Below are 22,942 nucleotides of genomic sequence, written 5' to 3' on the forward strand. Positions count from 1 at the left end.
GTTAAACCTCAAAAACCTCACTATCAGAGATTTCTTCAATTCTATCAATAATATCCAATATATATTTATCCTTTTCAAAAGAGTGTAATCCGCATTCTGCATTGCCTGACAGGACACTGAAAAAGTCCTTAATTTCTTCAAGATACGCATTTTCAATGATTGTCTGATTATAATCATTTTCTTTTGAGATTTCCTCATATAAATTCAATTTCTTCATTTCATTCACGTCAAAATCAAATTCTTCAAAACCTTGAGGAGTTCCATCCCAAGACAAATAAATATCCTCGTTAATGATTTCCAAGTTCCTTACAGCTTTACGTGATGCCAAATCAACAATTAAAGCGCCACGACTGCCGTTTTCATGAATAATATTTATAAAAAAGCTGTCTGGATAGTCAATTTCCAAATCAGTGATCTTATTTTTAGATACATGCAATTTCTCAATATTGCCGAATACATTTACAATCCACGGCAGTTCAATAGCTAAAATTTCTCTACAACCATTAGTTTTTTTATTTCCCACGAAAAAGTTTTTATAACTCTCCCAAGGGTGCCAATCCGGCAAATAATTACCTATATGATAGATATAATTAGTAACTTTGTCTGAATCCTGAACCTGTGAGTCAATGTAATTGATTTCTTTTCTGTAAAGTTGTGTTGATGATAAAAACAAGACTAACTCATTTTCATTGGACAAATCAATATTTTCAGTATAACCCTCACTAACCAAATTGATTTCGGTGAAAACATTCAAATTTGAATTTAAAGCCTGTTTAATTAAATTAGAATGAGTTAATGGTGGAGTTGATATAAACACTGCATCAAAATTATCTAAATTAAAAAATTCATTGGAATCATTAAAAACATCAATATTAAATAATGATTTTACCTCATTACATCTCTCATCACTATTATCAATTCCAACAACATTTATTTCAGGAAAATTTTCTTTTATTAGTCTAATTCTTCTTTTTCCCATTGAACCTAAACCGATTACACCAACATTCAAATTTATCACTCCAACTCAAAAAATTTCTTATTTAATAAATCATCATTAATATCTAACTTATTTAAAATTTTACAGATATTTTCACCAGATTTCCCATCTCCATAGGGATTAATACAATTATTTAATTTATTTTGATAATCTTCACTTTTAATATAATTCATGGCATTTAAAATTTCATTGGAATCATAATCAACATCAATAACATTCTCTGCCTTTTCACGGCCAGCCTGCCTAGTTCCGATATTAATTACAGGCAGCTTAAATGAAGAAGATTCAATTATTCCACTGCTTGAGTTTCCTATCAATGCACTGGCTAACCCCAAAAGACCAATGAAATCGTCGTGAGGGATGTTCTTATAAGCGTCAACATCATATTCGTTTATTTTCTCAATCATTGCCCTTCCGCCTGCATCTGCATTCGGATAAACCAATAAGATCTGATAATCAGTAGAGGTTACCGCATCTAAAGTTTGTTTAATCTGATTAGATGAGTCTTCAACCTCCAAACTAACAGGATGCTGCAATACAAGAATGAAATCATGTGCAATATTATATTTTTCCTTCAAATGCTTTTCATCAATTTTATCTTTAATTTTAATTATTGAATCTAATCCAGGCGCTCCAACAACAAAAATATTGTCCGGATTTTCACCCATTTGCCTTATTCTTGATGCGCTTTTTTCAGTTGCCGCAAAGTGAATATTGGACAATTTTGTTATTGCATGGCGAGCGGAATCATCGACGGTTGATGAAACATCACCACCATGAATATGTGCAACAGGAATCTGCAGATAGGAAGCGACAATTGCTCCGGCCAGCATTTCACCACGGTCTCCTAAAAGTAAAACGACATCAGGTTTTATTTCAACCATCAGTTGTGTTAAATCGCCGATGAGATTACCAATGAATGCAGACATTGACTGCTCATCGTCTTTTAAAAATGTTTGATTAATAACATGTAAATTAAAATTATCCTTTTTAACTTCATCTAATGAATATCCAAATTCTTCCATTAAATGCATACCAGTTACTGCAACTTCCAGGCGAATATTTTCATCATTATCCAATAATTCCAAGGCATCGTGCATTAAACCGTAATCTGCTCTTGTTCCAGTAATATATAATACTTTCTTTAACATAATTATTCCAAATCTTCCCATTGCAAAACATGACCTGATTTTAGGTCTTTATTAACTGTTTTGCCTATTAAATCATCAACATACTTAGGAGCAATACCTGTTCCAGGCCGTTTAATTGACAGCATCTCTTTTTCAAGCACATCCCCTTTTTTGAGATTATCATTTAAAATGATGCTTTTTCTTGCAACCTTTTTAATTTCATTTTCATTTTCAGAAAATTTCCTAACACCATCCCCCATTGCAACCTCAACATGCCTGATTGCACTTACCATAGCTTTAAATTCCTCAGGATTTAAAGACGCCTTATGGTCCGGGCCTTCGAGCGTTTTATCCAATGTAAAATGTTTTTCAACAACACATGCACCCAATGCAACAGCTGCAATCGGAAGTTCTATGCCCTGAGAATGGTCTGAAAATCCGATTGGCACATCCAATTCATTTTGTAATGTTTTTATGAAATTTAGATTTGCTTCCTCAAATGAAGTCGGATATCCTGTAATGCAATGCAAAATGCATAACTTTTCCTTATTTTCAATGAAATCATAGGTTTCTTTAATCTCTTCCAAGGTAGCCATGCCTGTTGACAAAATTAATGGTTTATCAGTATTTAAAACATAATCAATCAGTTCAAAATTATTCAGTTCACCTGAACCCAATTTATAAAGTGAAACACCTAACTTCTCTAAAAGATCCACACTTTTAAAATCAAAAGGTGAAGATAAAAATACTACTCCACACTCTTCAGCATAGCTTTTAAGTTCATAAAAATCATCATATGACAATTCCAATTTTTTTAGCATTTCAAGTTGTGAATTTTCATTAGTATTTTTTTCCTGATATTCAGCAGTTTTTGCATTTTCACTAACCAAATCCTCACTGACAAAAGTTTGAAATTTAACAGCATCAACACCACATTTACTAGCTGATTTAATCATTTTACGAGCAAGTTCAATACTGCCATTATGATTAACACCAATTTCAGCAATGATAAATGTAGATTTAACATTCGATTTATTACATTCAGCATCAAAAATCATGAAAAAAACCTAACTAATTCAATATATCATAATATATTATTAATATAATAAAATTTTATGTATTGCCTAAAAAAATAAGTTTAAAATAAGAAAATAAAATATTATAAAAAATACTATTTATTTTTATAATTAATTAAATTATTTTCAATTGATTTTAAAAAAGGAAATTTACTGCCTAAAATTGTAACAATTGGGAATTTCCTATCAGTATTAATTATGTAACGTTCTTTAATGCTTAGACCTTTTTTATAAACAAAAACATTTAATAAATATTCACTAAAGAAACCTAAAATTCTTTGGTTATCATCAGGATATGATGAAAAATCAATTACCTGTTTTAATTCATTAAGAACATCAAAGAGCCATGAAAAATATTCATCAGCTACTTCTTTTTTACAAATAAACATATTACAATTATATCCTCCTTTACTATTCATAAGATATTGGTATGAAGAATAATAATCAGAAAATTTATTTTTTATAAGATTTTCTAATTTTATATAATCCTCCCATTTTGCACCATAATCTGGATTTAAGCTTATAGCCTTTTGAATACCCTCTCTTAAAATATCATGAGAATTAGTTTTTTGAGGAAGAATAATATCAAAATTTTCTAAATCATTTTGAATATCATCAACAGTTAATTTATCACCAAAAATATTTCTTACAAACCAACGCCTATACTGACAAAAACCAATTATATCTGCATCAGAATGCTTCCAAGCCCAATATTGACCTGTCAATTCTGCATAATAAATATTAAGTTCAGATATGTTATCGCCAACATCATCTCGTAAATATCCAAAATCATCATCCGAAAAAATACTGCCATTCAATAAAGGAACATATGGAGGGCATTTATAATTTTCATTTATCTTCTTATGAGTTAAAACATAAACTTCAGTTTTCATCAAAATTCACGCATATTTATTGAATTAAAATATTTAGTTAATTACAATAATATTTTAAATTTTTATTTTAAATAATTTTTTATCTTAAAATACGAAATATTTTTCCAAAAAGCATAATTAGTTTCAATTAATTTAATGTTAGTTAAAAAAAAAATAATTAATTTAGTTTCACCTATTTTTCAAGACATTAAACTATTTTTTCAGACATAATTTTATAAATAAAACTCATTCACTCACTTTGAACACACACTCAATAATTCTAATTTTAGTTTAATTTTTCATTATCACATGCCCTTTTAATTAGCATGTCTTGATATTCAATAGGCAAATCCTTAAAATAGGAACTAAATCCCCAAACACGAACAATTAAATTAGGATATCTATCAGGATGTTTCTTTGCATCAATTAGGATTTTTGATGAAACAACATTAAGCTGCATCTGAAAAACACCCATGTTTAAACTCATTTTAAGAAAATCAAGAAATTTATTGAAATTTTTCTCAATGAAATCTGGAGCAACCATAAAATCCACTACATTCCCATTGAACTTATGATTAGTATAATCCAGTTTAGATGCAAAATGCATAATTTCAGTGTAATCATTATTATCATCTAAAGAGATGTGCACATTAAACGGTTCATAATCCTTTCTACCATCTAGAGATGCAGAAATATCTAAAGATCCGCTTATGTAACTTGGTGCACTTAATCCAAATTTAAATTTACCCCCGTATCGTGTTCTTTCACTCTCAAAAACATCATCAACAAAACATATAATTTCATTAGTTAATCTAATAATTTCCGAATCATCCATCCCAAATCTTTTTTGGTTTTTAAGTTCATTTAATAATACTTGATCTTGAAAATTTGCTTTTCGACTTTCGTTTAATTCTTCAAAGGAGTATTTTTCATCATCAAAAACTAATTTTTTTATATTATACAAACTATTTACAGTATTCGATAATGATACTGAAGTTAATCCATAATTATTATAAACAGCACCACCTTCCGATACATCATTATTATTATTATCAATGAATAATGAAATAATTGGATCTTCTTCCCAAACATAATTATTAATTTGATTTAAAATTTCATTTACATGATATTTCAGATAAATTTTATAATCCTCCAAGAATTCGTTAAAGTTTGAATATTTTGATAATTCTTCATTATCCAATAACTCATTTAATGGTTTTAAAAAGATAATAAGATTAACATTATTTAATTCTAAACCTTTACCTACTGGCGCAGGTTCCCAACAGGCAGAAACAATATAGTTATATGCATCTTCTTTTTCATATCCAAATTCTATTAAATTTTTTATGACTAAATCATCATTTGACAATAATGGTGAACCAATTCCAGTAGCCAATGTTTCAACAGCAAGCTCCATCAAATCATCCGGTGTGTTATCAGAATATCTCAAAATGATTTTTGGATCAGGTAAGTTAAGTTCTTTTAAAGCATTAATGAATAAATATGTTAAATCATTGCAAAAATAGGAATTATCTTCATTTAATCCTCCTAAAACAATGATTTGGCCAGTGTCTCCCGCAAGTGCATCACTTTTGAAATAATAATAACTATGAAGTTTTATTATAAAATCTTTAATTAGTTCATATGCTTCGTTTTTACTAATATTATCCTTTTCATACAAATCATTCAAAATTAAATCAATCCTTCCCACACCATTTAAATGATGATTTGTTTGCCATAATGTTTGATTAAAAAATAAAATTCTTTGTAATGCTTCTTTAAACGATTCTGCTTTTTTAAATTTAATATTTTCCAGATAAGCTATATATTCAAATTTATCTTCGCGATTAGATGACATCAATTCCTCAATTTCACGATCAATTAATATTTCAAAAGCTTTTAATGTATCTAATTGATTTGATGAAAATTCATTTTGAGTATTATAAAATACTTTCAAATCTTCTATCGAATTATTTAAAATTTTACTATAATCCATAGTAATATTTCCTATAATCCTATTTTCATAATTTAAACATTTCCAAGAGTCTAATGTGAAAATAAATCCTTCTTTAGGAATATTAATATTAATTTTTGCAAATAAATCTTGTATTTGTTTTCCTTTTGTCTGTTTTAAAGAAGGAGTATAAAAATCATGTAATCTCTTAAAAATATTATTCGAATAATATTTATTTAATTTTTTTGACAACGCCTTAAAAATTAATATTTTTTTTGCATACTCAAAAAATCCTAGCTTTAAAAGGATTGATTTGAGATTTAGTATTAAATTAACCATAAATACACCAAATTCAATTTATAAATAAATATAAAACTCTACTTTGAATATATGCTCAAATCATATTAGTCATTTTTATATTATTTATCCATTATACATAAAATTTTGTAAAATAATTCAATAGTGAAAATTAATTTCAAAGAAGATACTATTAAAATAAGATATTAAATAAAAACCGAACATTTTTTAGTTATAAAAAATATTATCTTCAAAAAATAGTTTTTAATAAATTTTAGTCATAAATCAGTTAATACTAAAATTGACAAAAAATTTATTTATACAAACTTTAATAAAGAAGATTAAAGAAAATATATTACACTTTTAATTAATTAAACTATTTAAATTAAATAATTATCATTTTAGAAGAAATTTATAATTAAAATTTAAAACTGTTGATTTTATGAGTCAAGTGCGAAAAATATTTAAAAATATGAGTTGGCTATTAATATCACAAATAATTGCCAGTATTTGCGGGTTTATTTGGACAATCGTTATTGCACAATACTTGGGAGTTAATGATTACGGAATTTTAGGATTTGCAATATCATTTACAGGAATTTTAACTGTATTAAATGATTTAGGTGTTGGAACCCATATCATCAGACATGTAGCGACAGATTATGATTCGGCTAATCATTACCTGGGAAATGCAATTCCTTTAAAATCTTTATTTTCTACATTTAATTTTGGAATATCATTAATTATATTAATAATAATGAAATGTAACCCACTTACAATTCAAATAACACTACTGTTTACAATAGAATCTATTATTAAATCATTCTTTAGTTTATTTAGTAGCACATTTCAAGCTGTTGAAGAAGGAAAATATCAAGCAATTGGCAATACAATAATGAATTCATTATTACTACTTTTTGTTTTCATCGTAATTTTTACAGATACAGGTATTTTTGGAATAACTTTTGCATATGTCCTTTCAAACATTATTGCACTAATTTACATATTTTATGCATTTAATAAGCATATTACAAAAGTTACCATCAACTTTGACAAAGAATTCTGTAAGAAAATAACACTTGCCTCAATCCCATTTGCAATAAGTGGATTATTATCCACACTTTATTATTCCGTTGACATGATTATGCTTACCCCTATGGCCGGAGACTATGCAACAGGAATATATAATGCAACTTATAGACTTATTTCTGTTTTAACCTTATTTTATGGAGTTTATACTGCAGTTATATTTCCTGTAATGAGCAGAATGTTTAAAAATGATAAGAAAATGTTATCTGTTAGTTTTGAAAAGTCAACTAAATATCTAATGCTTATCATCATCCCAATTGCTATTGCAACTCAATTTTACTCAACAGATATTGTTGTTTTATTCTTCGGCAGAGAATATGCGGCTGCTTCAACACCTTTATCCATATTAATATGGACAGTTTGCTTAGTATTCTTCAATGCATCAATAGCAACCGTTTTAAATGCTTCATTTAAAGAAATGACAGTGACAAAACTCAATTTCATTGCTGTAATATTTAATGTAGTTTTGAACTTATTTATGATTCCTAAATACACATATAATGGAGCTGCAATTACAACAGTATTGACTGATTTATTACTCCTATTCCTATATTTATACTCTATGAAACAGATTATATCCCCAGATAAAAAATTTTACTTAAGTATTGGAAAAATAATTATCGGATCTGCAATATTAGGAATTGCATTATATTTCTTAAACTTAAATATGTGGATAGCTATTCCAGTAGGAATAATAATATATTTTGTAACAATTTTCATTTTAAGAGTATTTGATGATGACGACAAATATATTGTAAAAGAGATTTTAGGAAGAAACTAACAATTACGGACAATAAAATGACTGTACGAATTACGAACATCCAACATTTTTCACTCCATGATGGTCCCGGAATAAGAACAACTGTATTTCTTAAAGGTTGCAACTTAAAATGTCCATGGTGTGCTAATCCAGAATGTATTTCATCTAAAATCCAAGGAGAATTTGGATATGATATCTCATTAGAGAAATTGGAACAAGAAATCGTTAAAGACAAACCATTCTATGAAACAGGGGGTGGAGTGACCTTTTCTGGAGGGGAACCTCTACTTCAAATTAATGATTTAGAACCTCTTTTAAAATCCCTAAAAAATAAAAATATCAATATTTGCTTTGAAACAGCACTATTTGTTCCTGAAAAATATTTAAAAATTGCTAAAAAATATAGTGATGAATTTATTGTTGACATTAAAATGATTAATCATGAAAATTGCAAAGAAGTAATTGGAGGAGAAATTGACCAATATTTAAATAATATAAAACTACTTGATTTAAAAAAAACTACATTTAGAATTCCAATAACAAAATTCATCCTTAAAGATACAAAATTAATTTTAGATTTACTAAAAACTTATCAACCTAAGCATTTGGAGATATTTGAACTCCACAATCTCGCAAGAAAAAAATATGATATTTTAAATAAAGAACAATATTATGAAAAAATAGATGATAGAGAAATTAAAGAATTTTATGAAAAATTAAAAGAAATTATTCCTACTACAGAAATTATCGAAATTTAATTAACAACACTCAAATTCTGAAAGAAATTCTTGAGTCATATCTTCTAAATCAAAAAAAAAGATAAAATTTAAAATAATTAGTAGAAAATATATGATATTATGAAATATGATTATTTAATAGTAGGTGCGGGTCTTTTTGGTGCAGTTTTTGCACATGAAATGACAAAAGCCGGAAAAAAATGTTTAGTGATAGAAAAAAGAGACCATATTGCTGGAAATGCATATACTAAGTTAAAAGAAAACATTAATGTCCACAAATATGGTGCGCATATTTTTCACACAAACAATAAAGAAGTTTGGGAATATATCAACCAGTTTGCAGACTTTAACAGATTTACAAACTCCCCTGTTGCCAATTACAACGGTGAATTATACAACTTACCATTCAACATGAATACATTTTATCAAATGTGGGGAGTTAAAACTCCTGCCGAAGCTAAAGCAAAAATTGAAGAACAAAAAGCTGAAGCAAAAATTGATAATCCTCAAAACCTAGAAGAACAAGCAATTTCCTTAATTGGTAAAGATATTTATGAAAAACTGGTTAAAGGATATACTGAAAAACAGTGGGGTAAAAAATGCTCAGAACTACCTGCATTCATTATCAAAAGACTTCCAGTGAGATTTACTTATGATAACAACTACTTCAACGATTTATTCCAAGGGATTCCTATTGGAGGATACACAAAAATTGTTGAAAAAATGCTTGAAGGAATTGAAGTTAAACTCAACACAGATTTCTTTGATGACAAAGAAAAATGGCTAAATATTGCTGATAAAGTAATATTCACAGGCATGATTGACGAGTATTATGATTATTGCTATGGAGAACTGGAATACCGAGGATTAAATTTTGAGTTTGAAACATTGGATATGGAAAACTACCAAGGAAATGCAGTAATCAATTACACTGATGCAGAGACCCCATACACAAGAATAATTGAACATAAACATTTTGAGGGTTCAGAGTCTCCAAAAACAATAATTACAAGAGAATATCCTAAAAATTGGGTGAAAGGTGAAGAAGCATATTATCCTATGAATGATGAGAAAAACTCAAAATTATACAATAAATATGTTGAACTTTCTAAAAAAGAGGATAATGTCATTTTTGGTGGAAGACTTGGAATGTACCAATACTTTGACATGTGGCAAGTAATTGATGAAGCTTTAAAACTGGTTAAAACACTTCAATAGATATTATGAAAACCAAAAAAGAAAGAATTTTCTATTACGACCTATTAAGGGCATTCGCAATCATCGCAGTTATAATTTGTCATGTTGACTTCTATTTTGGACCACTAAACACACCATTTGAAGTCATAGCACAGCTTACCTTCCACGATATCGGAAGAATTGGCGTTCCAATATTTCTAATGATTAGCGGAGCACTTCTTTTAAACAGAGACTATTCGAATCTGGGCGATTTTTTAAAAAGAAGGTTTGCAAGAATAATTTATCCGTTCATCTTCTGGATAATCCTAATAACACTGACAAATTTCCACTTCCACAAGCCATACTCATACATGTGGAACGTGTTTATCGGAAATCCTTCAATCATGTGGTATTTCTGGACTTTAATCGGAATTTACCTTGCGATTCCTATCATTAACATATTCATTAAGGAATATGGAGAAACGGGTTGCAAATACTTTTTGGCAATCTGGCTTATCACAATTATCCTGAACACTTTCAACATGTATCCGTTATTCCCATATTTCAAACTGGATTATTTTGCAGGATTTATCGGATACCCTGTTTTAGGTTATTACCTTTCAACCAAAAAGTTCAGTTACTCAAACAGAAAAATGTGGATTGTGGGACTTCTTATCCTTTTAATTTCACTTGGAATTTTTGTTGCATACACTTATTCAAACAGTTTCCCTTCAGTTGAAGTGATGTATCAAAACATTCTGGTTGCAGGCATGGGAATCGGAATGTATCTGTTTATAGAATACCTTGACAAGGAAAACAAGTTCAGTTCAATAAAAAACAATGCAGTAGGAAAGACAATAAGCTCAATAAGCCTGTGCAGCTACGGAATGTACTTTTCACATGTCATCATAATCATGTTCATGTCTAAAATCAATCCTCACTCAAACATTCTGTTCCCTGCAATGTTTATAGCGACAATATTCCTTTCATGGCTTTTACCATACATTTTCAGTAAAATCCCGTACATCAAGAAGGTCAGCGGAGTCTGACTCCACTTTTAATATTTAAACACAACGTATATTACTATTAAAAATATACGTTAAAATTCGTTAATTACATTCAATTAGTTAAATTGTTTCCACTTCACAAAATTGCCCCCAGTGTATAAAATTTACCTCAAAAAACCATCGTATATAACTTAATATGATTTAAATCAAATGTAAAATTGTTTAAATATCCAAAATATAATAAAATATTAACATTAACAAAATTTATATAATTACTTTACTAAAATATGTATAATTACTTTACTAAAATATGTATAATTACTTTACTAAAATATGTATAATTACTTTATCAAAGTTAATATGGAAATGGTGAAACACTATGAAAAAATATTTAAGCAGATATATTGATGATGAACTGGAAGAATTATTGGAATATATGGGTGCAGTGTTAATTGTAGGGCCAAAATGGTGTGGAAAAACAACAACCGCCAAACAGCATGCAAAAAGCATGATACAATTACAAGATCCAAGTAATTCTTATAATTATCTGAAATTAGCAAAATTAGACCCTCTTTTATTATTGGACGGAGATAAACCTAGATTAATTGATGAATGGCAGATGGCACCTGAACTATGGGATGCTGTGCGCTATAGTGTTGATGAAAGTGATGATGATGGACTATATATCTTAACTGGTTCAACAGTTGTTGACAATTCAAAAATAATGCATAGTGGTGCAGGTAGAATCCATAGATTATTAATGAGACCTATGAGTTTATATGAAAGTGGCGAATCAAATGGTAAAATTCATTTAATGGATCTGTTTGATAATCCTGATTTAGATATAAATGGTATTTTTTCTGATTTATCAGTACAAGATTTGATATTTGCAATGTGTAGAGGCGGTTGGCCTGAAAGTTTAAACAAAAAAACTAAAAAGCAACAGTTAAAGATTGCAAGGTCTTACTTGGATATACTTACTCAAGTTGATGTATCTTCAATAGATGGGGTTAAAAGAAACCCTGATAAAGTTAAGGCTCTTTTAAAATCATATTCCCGAAATATTTCTTCTTTTGCAAGAAATACAACAATAATTGGCGATATACACGAGCATCATGGAACTATGAGTGAAAAAACATATTATGACTATGTCAATGTTTTAAAACAGTTATTTGTCATTGATGAGGTTAACGCATGGGGTCCAAAAATTAGGTCTAAAACTGCCATGAGAAATTCTTCAAAGAAAAGTTTTATAGACCCTTCAATTGCAGTAGCTGCTCTGGAATTAACTCCTGAAGAATTATTATATAATTTAGAAATGGGCGGTCAAATTTTTGAAAACTTGTGCATACGTGACCTTAATATATACTCCGCTTGTAGAGGAGGTAAAGTATTACAATATCATGACCGAGACGGTTTAGAAGTTGATTGTGTTGTGATTTTAAGTAATGGAGATTATGCTTTAATAGAGATTAAGTTAGGAAGCGATGAAGAGGAATATGCAGCATCAAATCTATTAAAACTTAACAGTTTGATATGTAAGCGAATAGCCTCTGGTGAGATTAACATACCTAAACCAAAATTTTTAGCTATTGTAACAGGAGGCAAAATGGCATATGTTCGTGAGGATGGTGTAAAAGTAATTCCAATAGGATGTTTATCCTAAGATTACCAGGAAAATATATTTTGAGATTTTAAAGCATTTGAAGTATTATCCTACAATTTATTAAAAATTTTAATCATATTTAACAAATCTTATTCCCATATCTACCAAAGCAGTTTCTGTTCCAAAAAACATATAAATTTCAATATTTTTAAATACATATCCTCTTCAGTTTAAACTCTCAAACCATGAAATTTTATATAAACTAATGAAAAATAATCACAGGTAAAATTCATGAAGACTACATTGGTAATGACAACCTCACAACAACATATATTTATTTTAATAACATTAATCATCAAGTGTAATCATCAACCAACACGATTTTTTAATTTTTAATTAACATCCGTTAAATCTTAAAATATGCAATTTAAAACATTTTTGAAAATTAATCATCAACCCAAAAATATGTTAATCATCAACCACATGATTGAATTTTATAATTATTTGAAACTAATATTTTCCCACAGATATTTTCAAAATATCATTATTCTGGAGTTTAATATATTCTAATAATCTTTAGTTGATTTTTATTTTTTTCATTTCCACATACTCATGAATCATACTCATCCTATCACCCAGCAAATCCTGCAATATATTTCTTGTATTTTCATTTTCAACGAATTTATCAACAATTAACCATTCAATTCCAAAAACCAAAGCCTGAATTGACGAAATCGAATCTTTAAGACCAATTACATAATTAAAACAAATTATATATACCACATCTTTTCTACTTTTATGATTAATTACTTATAAATTAATTATGTATAATCCAACACTAAAAAAATGAAAGAACTATAAATGATATTTTCTTTTAATTGCATTTACTTTTGATAACGGCACTCTTGTATCGTTTGCAATTTCAAAAGGAGAATGTCCTGATTGTAATAAATTCCTAATAATTCTTTCTTGCTCGTTATTTTTTTTCCTTTCCGCATATTCATGAACCATACTCATTCTATCACCCAGTAAATCCTGCAATATATTTCTTGTATTTTCATTTTCAACGAATTTATCAACAATTAACCATTCAATTCCAAAAACCAAAGCCTGAATTGACGGAGCTAAATCTTTAAGACCAATTAATGTATTTACTACATCAAAAATATAGTCTTCTATTTCACCTTCTTTTTCAATGATTGGAACTAGGGAGAATAATACTAATTCTTTTCCAGTTATTTCTTCACCATGTTCTATTTTATAATTGATAATATTAATAATTTCTTCACTGTCATAATCAGATAAGCTTATTACATCATATTTAAAATCGTTATGCTGATTTACATGATAAGTTATCAGTTTAGATTCTTCTGCTGTTGTAAAAACACAAAGATTAACATCTTTATCATGATTTTCAACATTATAATCCGTTATTGCAACATAGACATGAAATCTTCTGTGATGTCTTTTTCCAACTTTTGTTGATTGAAATTCTATTATAAGAATCTCATCATCGAGTTCAAGTATTATATCAGGTTTGAACGCAGTCGGGTCAAGTAGCCTTAACTCTTTTGTCCAAATCTTTACTTTTTTAGATTTTTTGCCGATGATATCTAAAAGTATTCTTGCATCCTCATCACCGACATTTTTAAAAATCATATCTTCCTGAAATTGCGACATTTTAAAAAACCCACTAAATTCATCTATTTTAAAAATATAAAATAAATATTATTTAAATTTAACTATAAATTTATTAAAATCTAAAAATAATATAATTAAAGCAATTTAACATAGTTAAAGCAATTTTACGAAGTGACAACAATTTTACTGAGTCACTACAATTTTACATTTTAAAATCAAAATTAGAAAAAATGATTCAGATTAATATAATCAACGCACTGAAAAGTAAAAAAAGTAAACAGCATCTAGTAAAACACCTAAAAAATAATTTCAATGGTTAAATGGAGGAAATAGAGGGTTTAAAATCAATTAAACCCACTAAAATTAATATTTAAATTTCAACATGTTACAGTTCCACCATGGAAATTACACTTAAAGGTTCATAGCAGCTTGCCACATGACAGACATCACCTGATCCTCTTATATACAAACCACCTACATCATCGGTTGAATCAGCATGGGAAACTTCACCTGCTTCACCTGCAGCATATACCCCTGCAAATGCAAGTGAAACAACCAATGCTAAAATCAAAACTTGAATTAATCTAGCCCTATTCATTTTAATCGCCTTTTTAATTTTAAGTTTTACAAACTCTATTTTACAGTATAAAAACGATTATATATAAAGATTTTCGAGTGTAAGTACTCACTTGCTCTTAAAATCAGTTAAAAAACTCATTACATTATTGAAATATAAAAATAAGTCATTTAAAAATTTATTTTAAAAAATAATGCATTCAATCAGCGAATAGTCCTAATCAGTTATTCCATCTTCAACAATTTTCATGGCTCCAAAAACAGCCGCTTTTTCTCTCAAATCAGAGAGCAAGATTTCAGTATTTTTAAATGCAACTTCGCTGAAACCTTCCTTAATTATATCCAAAAGCAAATCTCCTGCCTTTGAAACACCGCCTGAAATTATTATGACTTCCGGGTCAAACGCACTGCAGATTACAGCAAGCAGCTTTCCTAATTTGAAATAGACCTCTCTGACTATTTTTAAAGCCACAGCATCACCAGATTTTGCCTGATTGAAAATGTCTTCAGCCGTGAAAGTTTCAAAATCCCTCAGTGAAGAATCGTCATTGTTTGATTTGAGATAGTTTTGGGCTGTTTTTACAAGACCTTTAGCAGATGCATTTTCCTCAGGAGTTTTTGAATCAAGATAAATATGACCAATTTCACCTGCCCAACCGTTATAGCCTTCCACAAGATGGCCGTTAATCATCAAAGCTGCTCCAATTCCAGTTCCGATTGTTACTAAAAATAGACTGCTGTAGTTTGAAGATTCACCTATAGCCTGTAGATTAACATCATTTAAGATTATTACTTTTATGCCAAGTCTGGACTCCAAAATGTCTGCCAAATCATAATCTCTCAAATTCAGGTTAATGGCATAGCTAACAATACCATCCTTTACAATGCCCGCTACACCTATTACAACCGCCTTGAAATCAGTGCTTTCGAGATTTAAATTTGAAAAATTATTTCTGATTTCGCTTTCAATCATATCGACTATATTGTTTTCTGGTGTTGGAGACGACCACTGACAGATTATTTCATCTGATGTAAAAACTGAAAACTTTGACGTTGTTCCTCCCAAATCAACACAAACAGTATAATCACCCATGCTTAATAGTTTAAAAATATATGCATTTAATGCTTTTGTAAAAATAGCATCCCAAATAACTGAAACTTTAATGGTAATGAATAACATATAAAAAAACAGATTTCTATGAATTGCTGGAAAGATAATTTCAATGAAAAAACACTAAATCAGGGACTTAAATACAAAAACAATGTTGAAAACTTATCTTACAATGGCTGCAAGTTTAAAGCGACCATAAATTCAAAATTCATTGTTGAACTAATCATGCAAGACAACATATTATATGATATGTCCTGCAGCTGCTCTAAAAAATCATCCTGTGCCCATGAAGCGGGACTCCTGTACTTTCTGGAGGAATTTCCGGAAATACTGGAAGACTTCTCAAAAGACAGTGAATACGGAAGAATTGCTGACATTGACATTAGCGATGATTTGAAAGTCATATCAGATGCAAAACTTAAGAAATTCCTGAAAAAAGAATTCAAAAAGAATTCAAAACTCAAATACAACTTCATCAAGCAATTCAAAAACGAATCCCTAATAGATTCCAAAGCTTATGAACGAAAACTTAAAGGCATTTTGAGAAACGGAGGAAAGGAATTCGGTTATTATAAACTCCACAATATGAGAACCCCCTGAAAAGATTCATTAAAAAGGATATTGACATCTTAATCCAACAAAAGGAGTATGAATTGGCGTTCAAGTTATTGAATAAAATAATGGATCTGTTTATCGACCAGATTTACTGGGATGACGATGCATGGTATGAAATAGCATATTACTATTGGGAACACATTAATTTTTTACTTAAAAATGGAGATTTTAGCGAAAACGAAAAATTTCATGTTCAAAAAAACTTAAATGTGATTAATGACCTTATAATTTACTAAAAATTATCGTTCCGCATTATTTAATTGAATATTTCTAAAAACAGAATGTAAATTTAAAAACAAAACATAAATTTCCTGAAAAAATCTTTATAGACAATGAAAAAAAAGTCAAACGGTTAAAATGGCAAGCAAAGAGATTACAAAAACATGGTGGGGAGAAAAGTGGCTGGATGCACTTAAAGGAGTGTATTATACCAACCGAATCGGTCGTGGAAAAACCTACGCAAACACAGGCAGAGTATATGACATTTTAATTAATGACAACCTCGCTCTGGCCAAGGTCAGGGGCAATTACAAAAGTTTCTATAATGTCAGTGTTGAATTCCGGCAATTTTCCCAAAGTGAAAAAAATACCATCATTAAAACAATTTATGAAAATCCTCAAATTACCTCAGCGCTTTTAAACCGCAAACTGCCGGTAGAATTGTATGATTTAATCACAAAAGAGGGAGTGAACGTTTTTCCAGCATCACACAACGACATTAAAACATCATGTAACTGTCCCGATTATGCTCCCATCTGCAAACACATTGCAGGCCTGGTTTATATGATAGCACTGGAAATAGATAAGGACCCGTTTCTGATTTTTAAACTTCAGGGCCTTGATTTGCTGGATGTGATGAATTTTGAAGTTGAGGAGGAAAGCATCGATGATATCTGCGAACTGTTCAGGCATGAGGACAGCGAATCTGAAAATGAACTGGATTTTTCCAAAATTCCCAATCTTCACCTGCAAATTTTTGAGCTTCTGGATGACAATCCCGTTTTTTATGCTAAAAACTTTAAAGCAATTCTTGACAACATCTATAAGTCCCGTGAGAGATATCTTAAAAAAAGAGTACTTGGTTATTCACATTTTGGTTATGGGAGTCATTACGAATATTACACACGAGTTGATTTTGAACATGATGGATTTAACGGCAGCGAAGAGGAATATGACAGCTGGCTTGAAAGCATTTTTCTTGAAAGATGGGGAATGCCAAACCAATGGGAAGATTTTTCCATAAACATTGACGATAACTATGCCATTTCCAAAATAATGCCCGGAAAAGATACGCCTTTCAGCAAAGATAAAAGTGAAGGCACACTATTCGGATTTTTCACAGAATTAAGTGAAAGCAACATCTCAAAATTCAACAAAGATATTCAATTTTTAAATCTGGTTTACCAATTCAGTTTAGAGTTAATAAAAAACCATTCTTTAGTTCCGGAACTGTTCAAATCAGGAAATGCATACCATATCAGATGGATTCCTGCGATTTTTGATAAAACCATCCGTGAAACAATTGATATTTTAACAAGGTCATGTCCAATTGACTTGATTACATTTAAAAATCAAAAGATTTCACGAAAAGACCAGATTATAGCTGCAGTTAGTTTATTTGTCAAGGGATTTGACTTTAAATATTTAAAACATGGTGTTGCACAGTCTATTAAAAGAAATTATGATGAAAATGTGTTTAAGCTGTTCTTTTTTAATCCTCAAAAATTTAAAAATGAAATTACAACACCAGAATCAATAAATCAATGGCTGTCAAAGTTCAATATCAATTCAAGGGATTATGATTTGTATTTGCACATTGAAGAGTCTGAGAGAGGATTTAATGTTGACGTTAAAGTAAATGACAGTCTGGAAAACATCAATGATGTCATTGACACAACAGAAAACAAACTTCTTAAAACAAACTTGCTCAAAGATATCTATATCATCAATGAAATTTATCCCAGATTCGATGAAAGTCTTACTTTAAATGAAAATCTAGAGTTAAATTTAGATGACTTTACTAATTTCTTTTTAAATACTTTACCATTATTTGAAGTAATGGGTCTTAAAATTATTTTACCTAAAAACCTTCAAAAAATATTCAAACCAAAACTGAAACTGAACATTACGCAAACGCAAAACGAGGACAAATACATAACTTTCAAGGATCTGACAAAATTCGACTGGAAAGTTGCAATAGGAAACACAACCTGTACACCAGATGAATTCAGACAACTTGCAGAAAAATCAAAAGGTCTTGTAAAAATAGCAAACGAATTTGTAATGCTTGATGAGCGAGAAGTGAAATCGCTCATCAAACAAATAGACAGGCTTCCCGAAAAATTAAACCGGCACGACCTCCTTAAAGGAATTTTAAGTGGGGAAATTCTGGACATGGATGTTGAAATTGAAGGAAACTTCGACAAACTGGTTGAAAATATAACAAAAGTAAATGACATCAATGTTCCAGACAACATAAATGCCAAATTAAGGCACTATCAGGAAACAGGTTACTCCTGGCTGGTTCAAAACATCAATACAGGATTTGGAAGCATTCTAGCAGATGATATGGGACTTGGAAAAACACTGCAGGTTCTAACAACAATCCAATACCTGAAAGAACAGGGTCATCTTGAAAAAGAACATGTTTTGGTCATTGCACCAACAAGCCTGCTTACAAACTGGCAAGAAGAAATCAGAAGATTCACACCTGATTTGACATCATATATTTTCCATGGAACCGCACGACGTTTTACAAAAAAGAAATATGACATTTATCTGACCTCTTACGGAGTAATCAGAAGCGACATAAACAAATTCAAAAAGCAGAAATGGTTTTTATGTGTAGTTGATGAAGCGCAGAATATCAAAAATCCGAATACCAAACAGACAAAAGCGATAAAATCAATCAAAGCCAAACACAAAATCGCAATGTCAGGAACTCCTGTTGAAAACAGAATGTCTGAATATTGGAGCATCTTTGATTTTACAAACAAGGGTTATCTTTCAAGTCTGAAAAGCTTCAGGAAAAATTATATCGTTCCAATTGAAAGAGAAAAAAATCAGGACACACTGGAAAACTTCAAACAGATTACCAAACCATTTATCCTGAGGCGTCTTAAAAGTGATAAAAACATTATTAAAGACCTGCCTGATAAAATAGTCAGTGACATCTACTGTAACCTAACTAAAGAGCAGATTGCACTTTACAAAGAGACACTGGATGCATCAATGCTGGAAGTAGAAGAAAACGATGGAATTAAACGGAAAGGATTGGTTTTAAAAATGATAAACTCCCTAAAGCAAATCTGCAACCACCCTTCACAGTTTACCAAAAGCAAAAACGCAAGCGTCAACGAATCCGGCAAAATGGAGATACTTATGAACACCCTGGAAAATATTCTTCAAGCAGACGAAAAAGTCCTGATATTTACCCAATATGTTAAAATGGGAGAAATAATTCAAAAATCTATTGAAGAGAAATTTCAAGAAGAAGTTCTGTTTTTACACGGATCACTTTCACGTAAAAAAAGGGATGAAATGATTAAAAAGTTCCAAAACAGAAATCAAAATAAAATATTCATCATATCCCTTAAAGCTGGAGGAACAGGATTAAACCTAACAGCAGCCCAAAATGTCATTCATTATGATTTATGGTGGAATCCCGCAGTTGAAAATCAGGCTACAGACAGGGCATATAGAATTGGACAGAAAAAAAATGTGATGGTTTACAGATTCATTACAAAGGGAACTTTTGAAGAGAAAATCAACGAAATGATTCATTCAAAAGAGGAACTGGCTAAATTAACCGTTGGAAACGGAGAGACATTCATCACAGAAATGAATACCAACGAGTTGAAAAAGATGTTAAAATTAAGAAAATAATTCAAACAAAAGACTAATTTGAATTTAACTAATTTTAACATTTCAATTTCATCTTTAAGTCTGAAGTTTTCAGTTTTAGAATTATCCTCCTAACATCCACACGAATATCCAACGATTAGTTCTGCTATTAACTCCTTCCAATTCCTTTTCAAATTCAATTAAAGCACATTCTAATTTTATAAAAGATTCAAAAAAATATACCAACACTTAAATATAACATTCGAGTTATTATTCCTATGAACAGAAAGTATCTGATTGCGGCAATTGCAATCGTAGTTATAATAGGCGTAGGTGCATTTGCACTGACAAATACGAACTCCTCTTCGGGAGGCACATCCGTCAATGTCGATGCAAGCGCACTTGAAGATATGGGAAATCTTGTAGTCAACGCCAGTGATGAATCAAAAGAAAAAGGACTGATTTCATCTAGCGCAAGTGATTTGAATTCTATTTTAGTAACCAAAAACGGCAAATTGACATTGAAAGATTCCATTGTAAATAAAACCGGTGACACCGCCACATCAGGCGATGATGCTGACTTTTATGGTGTCAATTCAGCAATTTTAGTAAATACAAACGGTACACTTGACATTTCGAATGTTGAAATCAATACCAATTCCAAAGGATCCAACGGTATTTTTGTAACCAACTCCGAGGCTTCAACATCCTCAAGCGGCGGAAATGCAAGCCAGGGCGCAGCTCCTGAAACAAACTCAACCCAACAAGGTGGAGACGGTGCACAGCCTCCTGAAGCAACCGGCGGAGAATCCGGTCAGGGCGGAGATGGAGGACAACCTCCTGAAATGCCATCAGGTGAAGGATCAGGTGAAGGCGGACAGGCTCCTGGAAACGGCGGGGGCGACCCGTCAGGTGCAAGTGATGTAAGCGGCAATACTCAGGCAACCGTCAAAAACGTGAAAATCACAACCCACTCAGACAAGTCAAGAGGACTGGACGCAACATATAAAGGAATAATTAATGCAGAAAACGTTATCATCAATACTGACGGTCAAAGCTGTGCGGCACTTGCAACAGACCGTGGCGAAGGGGAAGTGCACGTTAAAAACTCAGACATCAACACAGGTGTTAGCAAAGACAGCGGCAGAGGTTCTCCTTTAATCTATTCAACCGGAAACATTACCCTTGACAACTCAAAAGGTACTGCATACGTATCCCAGATTGCATGTATCGAAGGTAAAAACTCAATTGAAGTTACAAATTCTGATTTGACAGGTTACGGCGAAGGTAACAGAAAAGACGGCGACAGTTATGTTGATTTGGGCGGAGTGTTCATTTACCAGTCCATGAGCGGTGACGCTGATGTTGGAACATCACTCTTTACTGCTAAAAACTCCAAACTGTCAATAGCTTCCGACTCCTCAGTGTATAAGGATGCACCGATGTTTCATGTAACCAACACAGCATGCGTAATTGACCTTGACAGTACCGAACTCAGCTTCGGCAGCGGAACATTTTTAGAAATAGCCGGCCAGAACCAGTGGGGAACAACAGGATCCAACGGAGGAGTTGCTGAACTGAATACAAACAATGAAAAAATAGACGGAAACGTTATTGTTGATTCAATAAGTTCACTTAACTGGACCATGAAAAGCACCGAATTCAAAGGCGCTATAAATTCAACCGGAAACACTACCGTTAATGTTGACGACGGTTCAACATGGACATTGACCGGTGACAGTACAGTTTCATCCCTAACCGTTACCGGAAACATTGAATACGGTGATTATTCCATAACAGTAAACGGTCAAAAATACGACAGTTCAAATCCTTTTAAAGGTTAGGAAAGATAAATTCTTTCCTAAATTTTATTTTAAGACAACAAATTATTTAGATAATGTTTTATTTACAAATGCAACGCTTACATTTGCAATTCTTGCAATATCTTTAACACCATAACCTTCTTTATCCAAATTTATAACCATATTAGTATCTTTTGATTCCAATTCTGATTGAAATTTTTCTTTTTGTTTTTTAACTGCTTCTTTTGCTACTCTTTGAGCATAATCTTCTACTATTTTCATATTCCACCTACTAAATTAGAAATTCTAATGTTCAGCAGTTCATCATCGACAAATTTGTCACACAACATTAGGATTACCCCCTTGGCAAACTGTTCCATATCCTTATCAACATTAGGAACATTAACTATTGTTTCTGCCGAATCAAGTATACTTTGATTGATACTTTTATCAGAATCCATAAAACAAAGTAAAGTCAACAGGAGCAATTCTTTTTTGGATATGACATCCTCACTTTTAATTTTAAACCTGATATTATTTAAAAATTTATTTCCATCATAACCTTTGAGAGAATGAATTTGAACAACCTCGCCTTGAAGAAGGCGAGGATTCCTAGAGTTTTGTTTTTATTACTCAATCGTTTATTGAGTGCT

General features: G+C 30.7%; 20 protein-coding genes. 9 read left to right on the forward strand and 11 right to left on the reverse strand.

The annotated features are described in order from the left end of the window. Position 1 precedes the first annotated feature (1 nt). From E7Z81_RS08095 to E7Z81_RS08115, 5 genes are all read right to left on the reverse strand, one after another. Positions 2–1,009, reverse strand: a complete 1,008-nt coding sequence (locus tag E7Z81_RS08095) for a Gfo/Idh/MocA family oxidoreductase (RefSeq protein WP_292746145.1) — start codon at positions 1,007–1,009, stop codon at positions 2–4. A gap of 5 nt (positions 1,010–1,014) precedes the next feature. Further along, on the reverse strand, positions 1,015–2,148 hold the full coding sequence (neuC, locus tag E7Z81_RS08100) for a UDP-N-acetylglucosamine 2-epimerase (RefSeq protein WP_292746147.1): 1,134 nt from the start codon (positions 2,146–2,148) through the stop codon (positions 1,015–1,017). 2 nt (positions 2,149–2,150) lie between these two features. Beyond that, positions 2,151–3,185 (reverse strand): N-acetylneuraminate synthase, encoded by a 1,035-nt coding sequence (neuB, locus tag E7Z81_RS08105; RefSeq protein WP_292746149.1) that lies wholly within the window; start codon positions 3,183–3,185, stop codon positions 2,151–2,153. A gap of 113 nt (positions 3,186–3,298) precedes the next feature. Next, the gene (locus E7Z81_RS08110; protein ID WP_292746151.1) at positions 3,299–4,096 is read right to left on the reverse strand and encodes a DUF4422 domain-containing protein; all 798 of its coding nucleotides are present in this window, start codon (positions 4,094–4,096) and stop codon (positions 3,299–3,301) included. 265 nt (positions 4,097–4,361) lie between these two features. Beyond that, a complete protein-coding gene (locus E7Z81_RS08115; protein WP_292746153.1) occupies positions 4,362–6,368 on the reverse strand; it encodes a pyruvate formate lyase family protein in 2,007 nt (668 codons plus the stop codon). 400 nt (positions 6,369–6,768) lie between these two features. Here E7Z81_RS08115 and E7Z81_RS08120 point away from each other — a divergent pair, with 400 nt between their 5' ends. The 5 genes from E7Z81_RS08120 (at position 6,769) to E7Z81_RS08140 (ending at position 12,761) form a co-directional block, all read left to right on the forward strand. Beyond that, on the forward strand, positions 6,769–8,196 hold the full coding sequence (locus E7Z81_RS08120; RefSeq protein ID WP_292746155.1) for an oligosaccharide flippase family protein: 1,428 nt from the start codon (positions 6,769–6,771) through the stop codon (positions 8,194–8,196). Positions 8,197–8,213: 17 nt separating this feature from the next. Beyond that, a complete protein-coding gene (locus E7Z81_RS08125; protein ID WP_292746157.1) occupies positions 8,214–8,933 on the forward strand; it encodes a radical SAM protein in 720 nt (239 codons plus the stop codon). Between the two features lie 99 nt (positions 8,934–9,032). Further along, positions 9,033–10,130: a UDP-galactopyranose mutase gene (gene glf / locus E7Z81_RS08130; RefSeq protein WP_292746159.1), complete on the forward strand. Its 1,098-nt coding sequence runs from the start codon at positions 9,033–9,035 to the stop codon at positions 10,128–10,130. Positions 10,131–10,135: 5 nt separating this feature from the next. Then, positions 10,136–11,137 (forward strand): acyltransferase, encoded by a 1,002-nt coding sequence (locus E7Z81_RS08135; RefSeq protein WP_292746161.1) that lies wholly within the window; start codon positions 10,136–10,138, stop codon positions 11,135–11,137. 337 nt (positions 11,138–11,474) lie between these two features. After that, positions 11,475–12,761, forward strand: coding sequence for a DUF4143 domain-containing protein (locus E7Z81_RS08140; RefSeq protein WP_292746163.1), 1,287 nt, complete (start codon positions 11,475–11,477; stop codon positions 12,759–12,761). A 516-nt stretch (positions 12,762–13,277) separates the two neighbouring features. On the opposite strand, the gene E7Z81_RS08145 is transcribed toward E7Z81_RS08140, so the two are convergent. The 4 genes from E7Z81_RS08145 to E7Z81_RS08160 all read right to left on the reverse strand — a co-directional run bounded on the left by E7Z81_RS08145 (position 13,278) and on the right by E7Z81_RS08160 (position 16,011). Continuing rightward, the gene (locus E7Z81_RS08145; RefSeq protein ID WP_292746165.1) at positions 13,278–13,484 is read right to left on the reverse strand and encodes a hypothetical protein; all 207 of its coding nucleotides are present in this window, start codon (positions 13,482–13,484) and stop codon (positions 13,278–13,280) included. Between the two features lie 72 nt (positions 13,485–13,556). Continuing rightward, a complete protein-coding gene (locus E7Z81_RS08150) occupies positions 13,557–14,381 on the reverse strand; it encodes a hypothetical protein (RefSeq protein WP_292746167.1) in 825 nt (274 codons plus the stop codon). 346 nt (positions 14,382–14,727) lie between these two features. After that, on the reverse strand, positions 14,728–14,940 hold the full coding sequence (locus E7Z81_RS08155) for a hypothetical protein (RefSeq protein ID WP_292746169.1): 213 nt from the start codon (positions 14,938–14,940) through the stop codon (positions 14,728–14,730). Positions 14,941–15,135: 195 nt separating this feature from the next. Then, positions 15,136–16,011 (reverse strand): ROK family protein, encoded by an 876-nt coding sequence (locus tag E7Z81_RS08160; RefSeq protein WP_292746171.1) that lies wholly within the window; start codon positions 16,009–16,011, stop codon positions 15,136–15,138. Between the two features lie 105 nt (positions 16,012–16,116). Between E7Z81_RS08160 and E7Z81_RS08165 the strand changes: the two genes are divergently transcribed. From E7Z81_RS08165 to E7Z81_RS08180, 4 genes are all read left to right on the forward strand, one after another. Next, complete coding sequence (locus E7Z81_RS08165; protein WP_292746173.1) at positions 16,117–16,629, forward strand: hypothetical protein; 513 nt, start codon at positions 16,117–16,119, stop codon at positions 16,627–16,629. A gap of 53 nt (positions 16,630–16,682) precedes the next feature. Then, on the forward strand, positions 16,683–16,880 hold the full coding sequence (locus tag E7Z81_RS08170; protein ID WP_292746175.1) for a hypothetical protein: 198 nt from the start codon (positions 16,683–16,685) through the stop codon (positions 16,878–16,880). A 121-nt stretch (positions 16,881–17,001) separates the two neighbouring features. Then, entirely contained in the window at positions 17,002–20,529 is a 3,528-nt protein-coding gene (locus E7Z81_RS08175) for a DEAD/DEAH box helicase (RefSeq protein WP_292746177.1), read from the forward strand. 236 nt (positions 20,530–20,765) lie between these two features. Next, positions 20,766–22,331, forward strand: coding sequence for a hypothetical protein (locus E7Z81_RS08180; RefSeq protein WP_292746179.1), 1,566 nt, complete (start codon positions 20,766–20,768; stop codon positions 22,329–22,331). Positions 22,332–22,373: 42 nt separating this feature from the next. Here the strand turns inward: E7Z81_RS08180 and E7Z81_RS08185 are convergent, their stop codons facing one another. Together E7Z81_RS08185 and E7Z81_RS08190 are read right to left on the reverse strand one after the other, a co-directional pair. Then, entirely contained in the window at positions 22,374–22,571 is a 198-nt protein-coding gene (locus E7Z81_RS08185; protein WP_292746181.1) for a hypothetical protein, read from the reverse strand. Beyond that, the gene (locus tag E7Z81_RS08190) at positions 22,568–22,750 is read right to left on the reverse strand and encodes a hypothetical protein (RefSeq protein ID WP_292746183.1); all 183 of its coding nucleotides are present in this window, start codon (positions 22,748–22,750) and stop codon (positions 22,568–22,570) included. The genes E7Z81_RS08185 and E7Z81_RS08190 overlap by 4 nt, the downstream gene beginning before the upstream one ends. Positions 22,751–22,942 lie beyond the last annotated feature (192 nt).

Origin of the sequence: Methanobrevibacter sp., from assembly GCF_015062935.1 — an archaeon.
Taxonomy (GTDB): domain Archaea; phylum Methanobacteriota; class Methanobacteria; order Methanobacteriales; family Methanobacteriaceae; genus Methanocatella.

Coding starts and splice junctions, on each gene's coding strand:
- neuC (WP_292746147.1), bottom strand. CDS start 2,148: ATGTTAAAGAAAGTATTATATATTACTGGAACAAGAGCAGATTACGGT.
- neuB (WP_292746149.1), bottom strand. CDS start 3,185: ATGATTTTTGATGCTGAATGTAATAAATCGAATGTTAAATCTACATTT.
- E7Z81_RS08110 (WP_292746151.1), bottom strand. CDS start 4,096: ATGAAAACTGAAGTTTATGTTTTAACTCATAAGAAGATAAATGAAAAT.
- E7Z81_RS08115 (WP_292746153.1), bottom strand. CDS start 6,368: ATGGTTAATTTAATACTAAATCTCAAATCAATCCTTTTAAAGCTAGGA.
- E7Z81_RS08120 (WP_292746155.1), top strand. CDS start 6,769: ATGAGTCAAGTGCGAAAAATATTTAAAAATATGAGTTGGCTATTAATA.
- E7Z81_RS08125 (WP_292746157.1), top strand. CDS start 8,214: ATGACTGTACGAATTACGAACATCCAACATTTTTCACTCCATGATGGT.
- glf (WP_292746159.1), top strand. CDS start 9,033: ATGAAATATGATTATTTAATAGTAGGTGCGGGTCTTTTTGGTGCAGTT.
- E7Z81_RS08135 (WP_292746161.1), top strand. CDS start 10,136: ATGAAAACCAAAAAAGAAAGAATTTTCTATTACGACCTATTAAGGGCA.
- E7Z81_RS08140 (WP_292746163.1), top strand. CDS start 11,475: ATGAAAAAATATTTAAGCAGATATATTGATGATGAACTGGAAGAATTA.
- E7Z81_RS08150 (WP_292746167.1), bottom strand. CDS start 14,381: ATGTCGCAATTTCAGGAAGATATGATTTTTAAAAATGTCGGTGATGAG.
- E7Z81_RS08155 (WP_292746169.1), bottom strand. CDS start 14,940: ATGAATAGGGCTAGATTAATTCAAGTTTTGATTTTAGCATTGGTTGTT.
- E7Z81_RS08160 (WP_292746171.1), bottom strand. CDS start 16,011: ATGGGTGATTATACTGTTTGTGTTGATTTGGGAGGAACAACGTCAAAG.
- E7Z81_RS08165 (WP_292746173.1), top strand. CDS start 16,117: ATGAATTGCTGGAAAGATAATTTCAATGAAAAAACACTAAATCAGGGA.
- E7Z81_RS08175 (WP_292746177.1), top strand. CDS start 17,002: ATGGCAAGCAAAGAGATTACAAAAACATGGTGGGGAGAAAAGTGGCTG.
- E7Z81_RS08180 (WP_292746179.1), top strand. CDS start 20,766: ATGAACAGAAAGTATCTGATTGCGGCAATTGCAATCGTAGTTATAATA.
- E7Z81_RS08185 (WP_292746181.1), bottom strand. CDS start 22,571: ATGAAAATAGTAGAAGATTATGCTCAAAGAGTAGCAAAAGAAGCAGTT.
- E7Z81_RS08190 (WP_292746183.1), bottom strand. CDS start 22,750: ATGGATTCTGATAAAAGTATCAATCAAAGTATACTTGATTCGGCAGAA.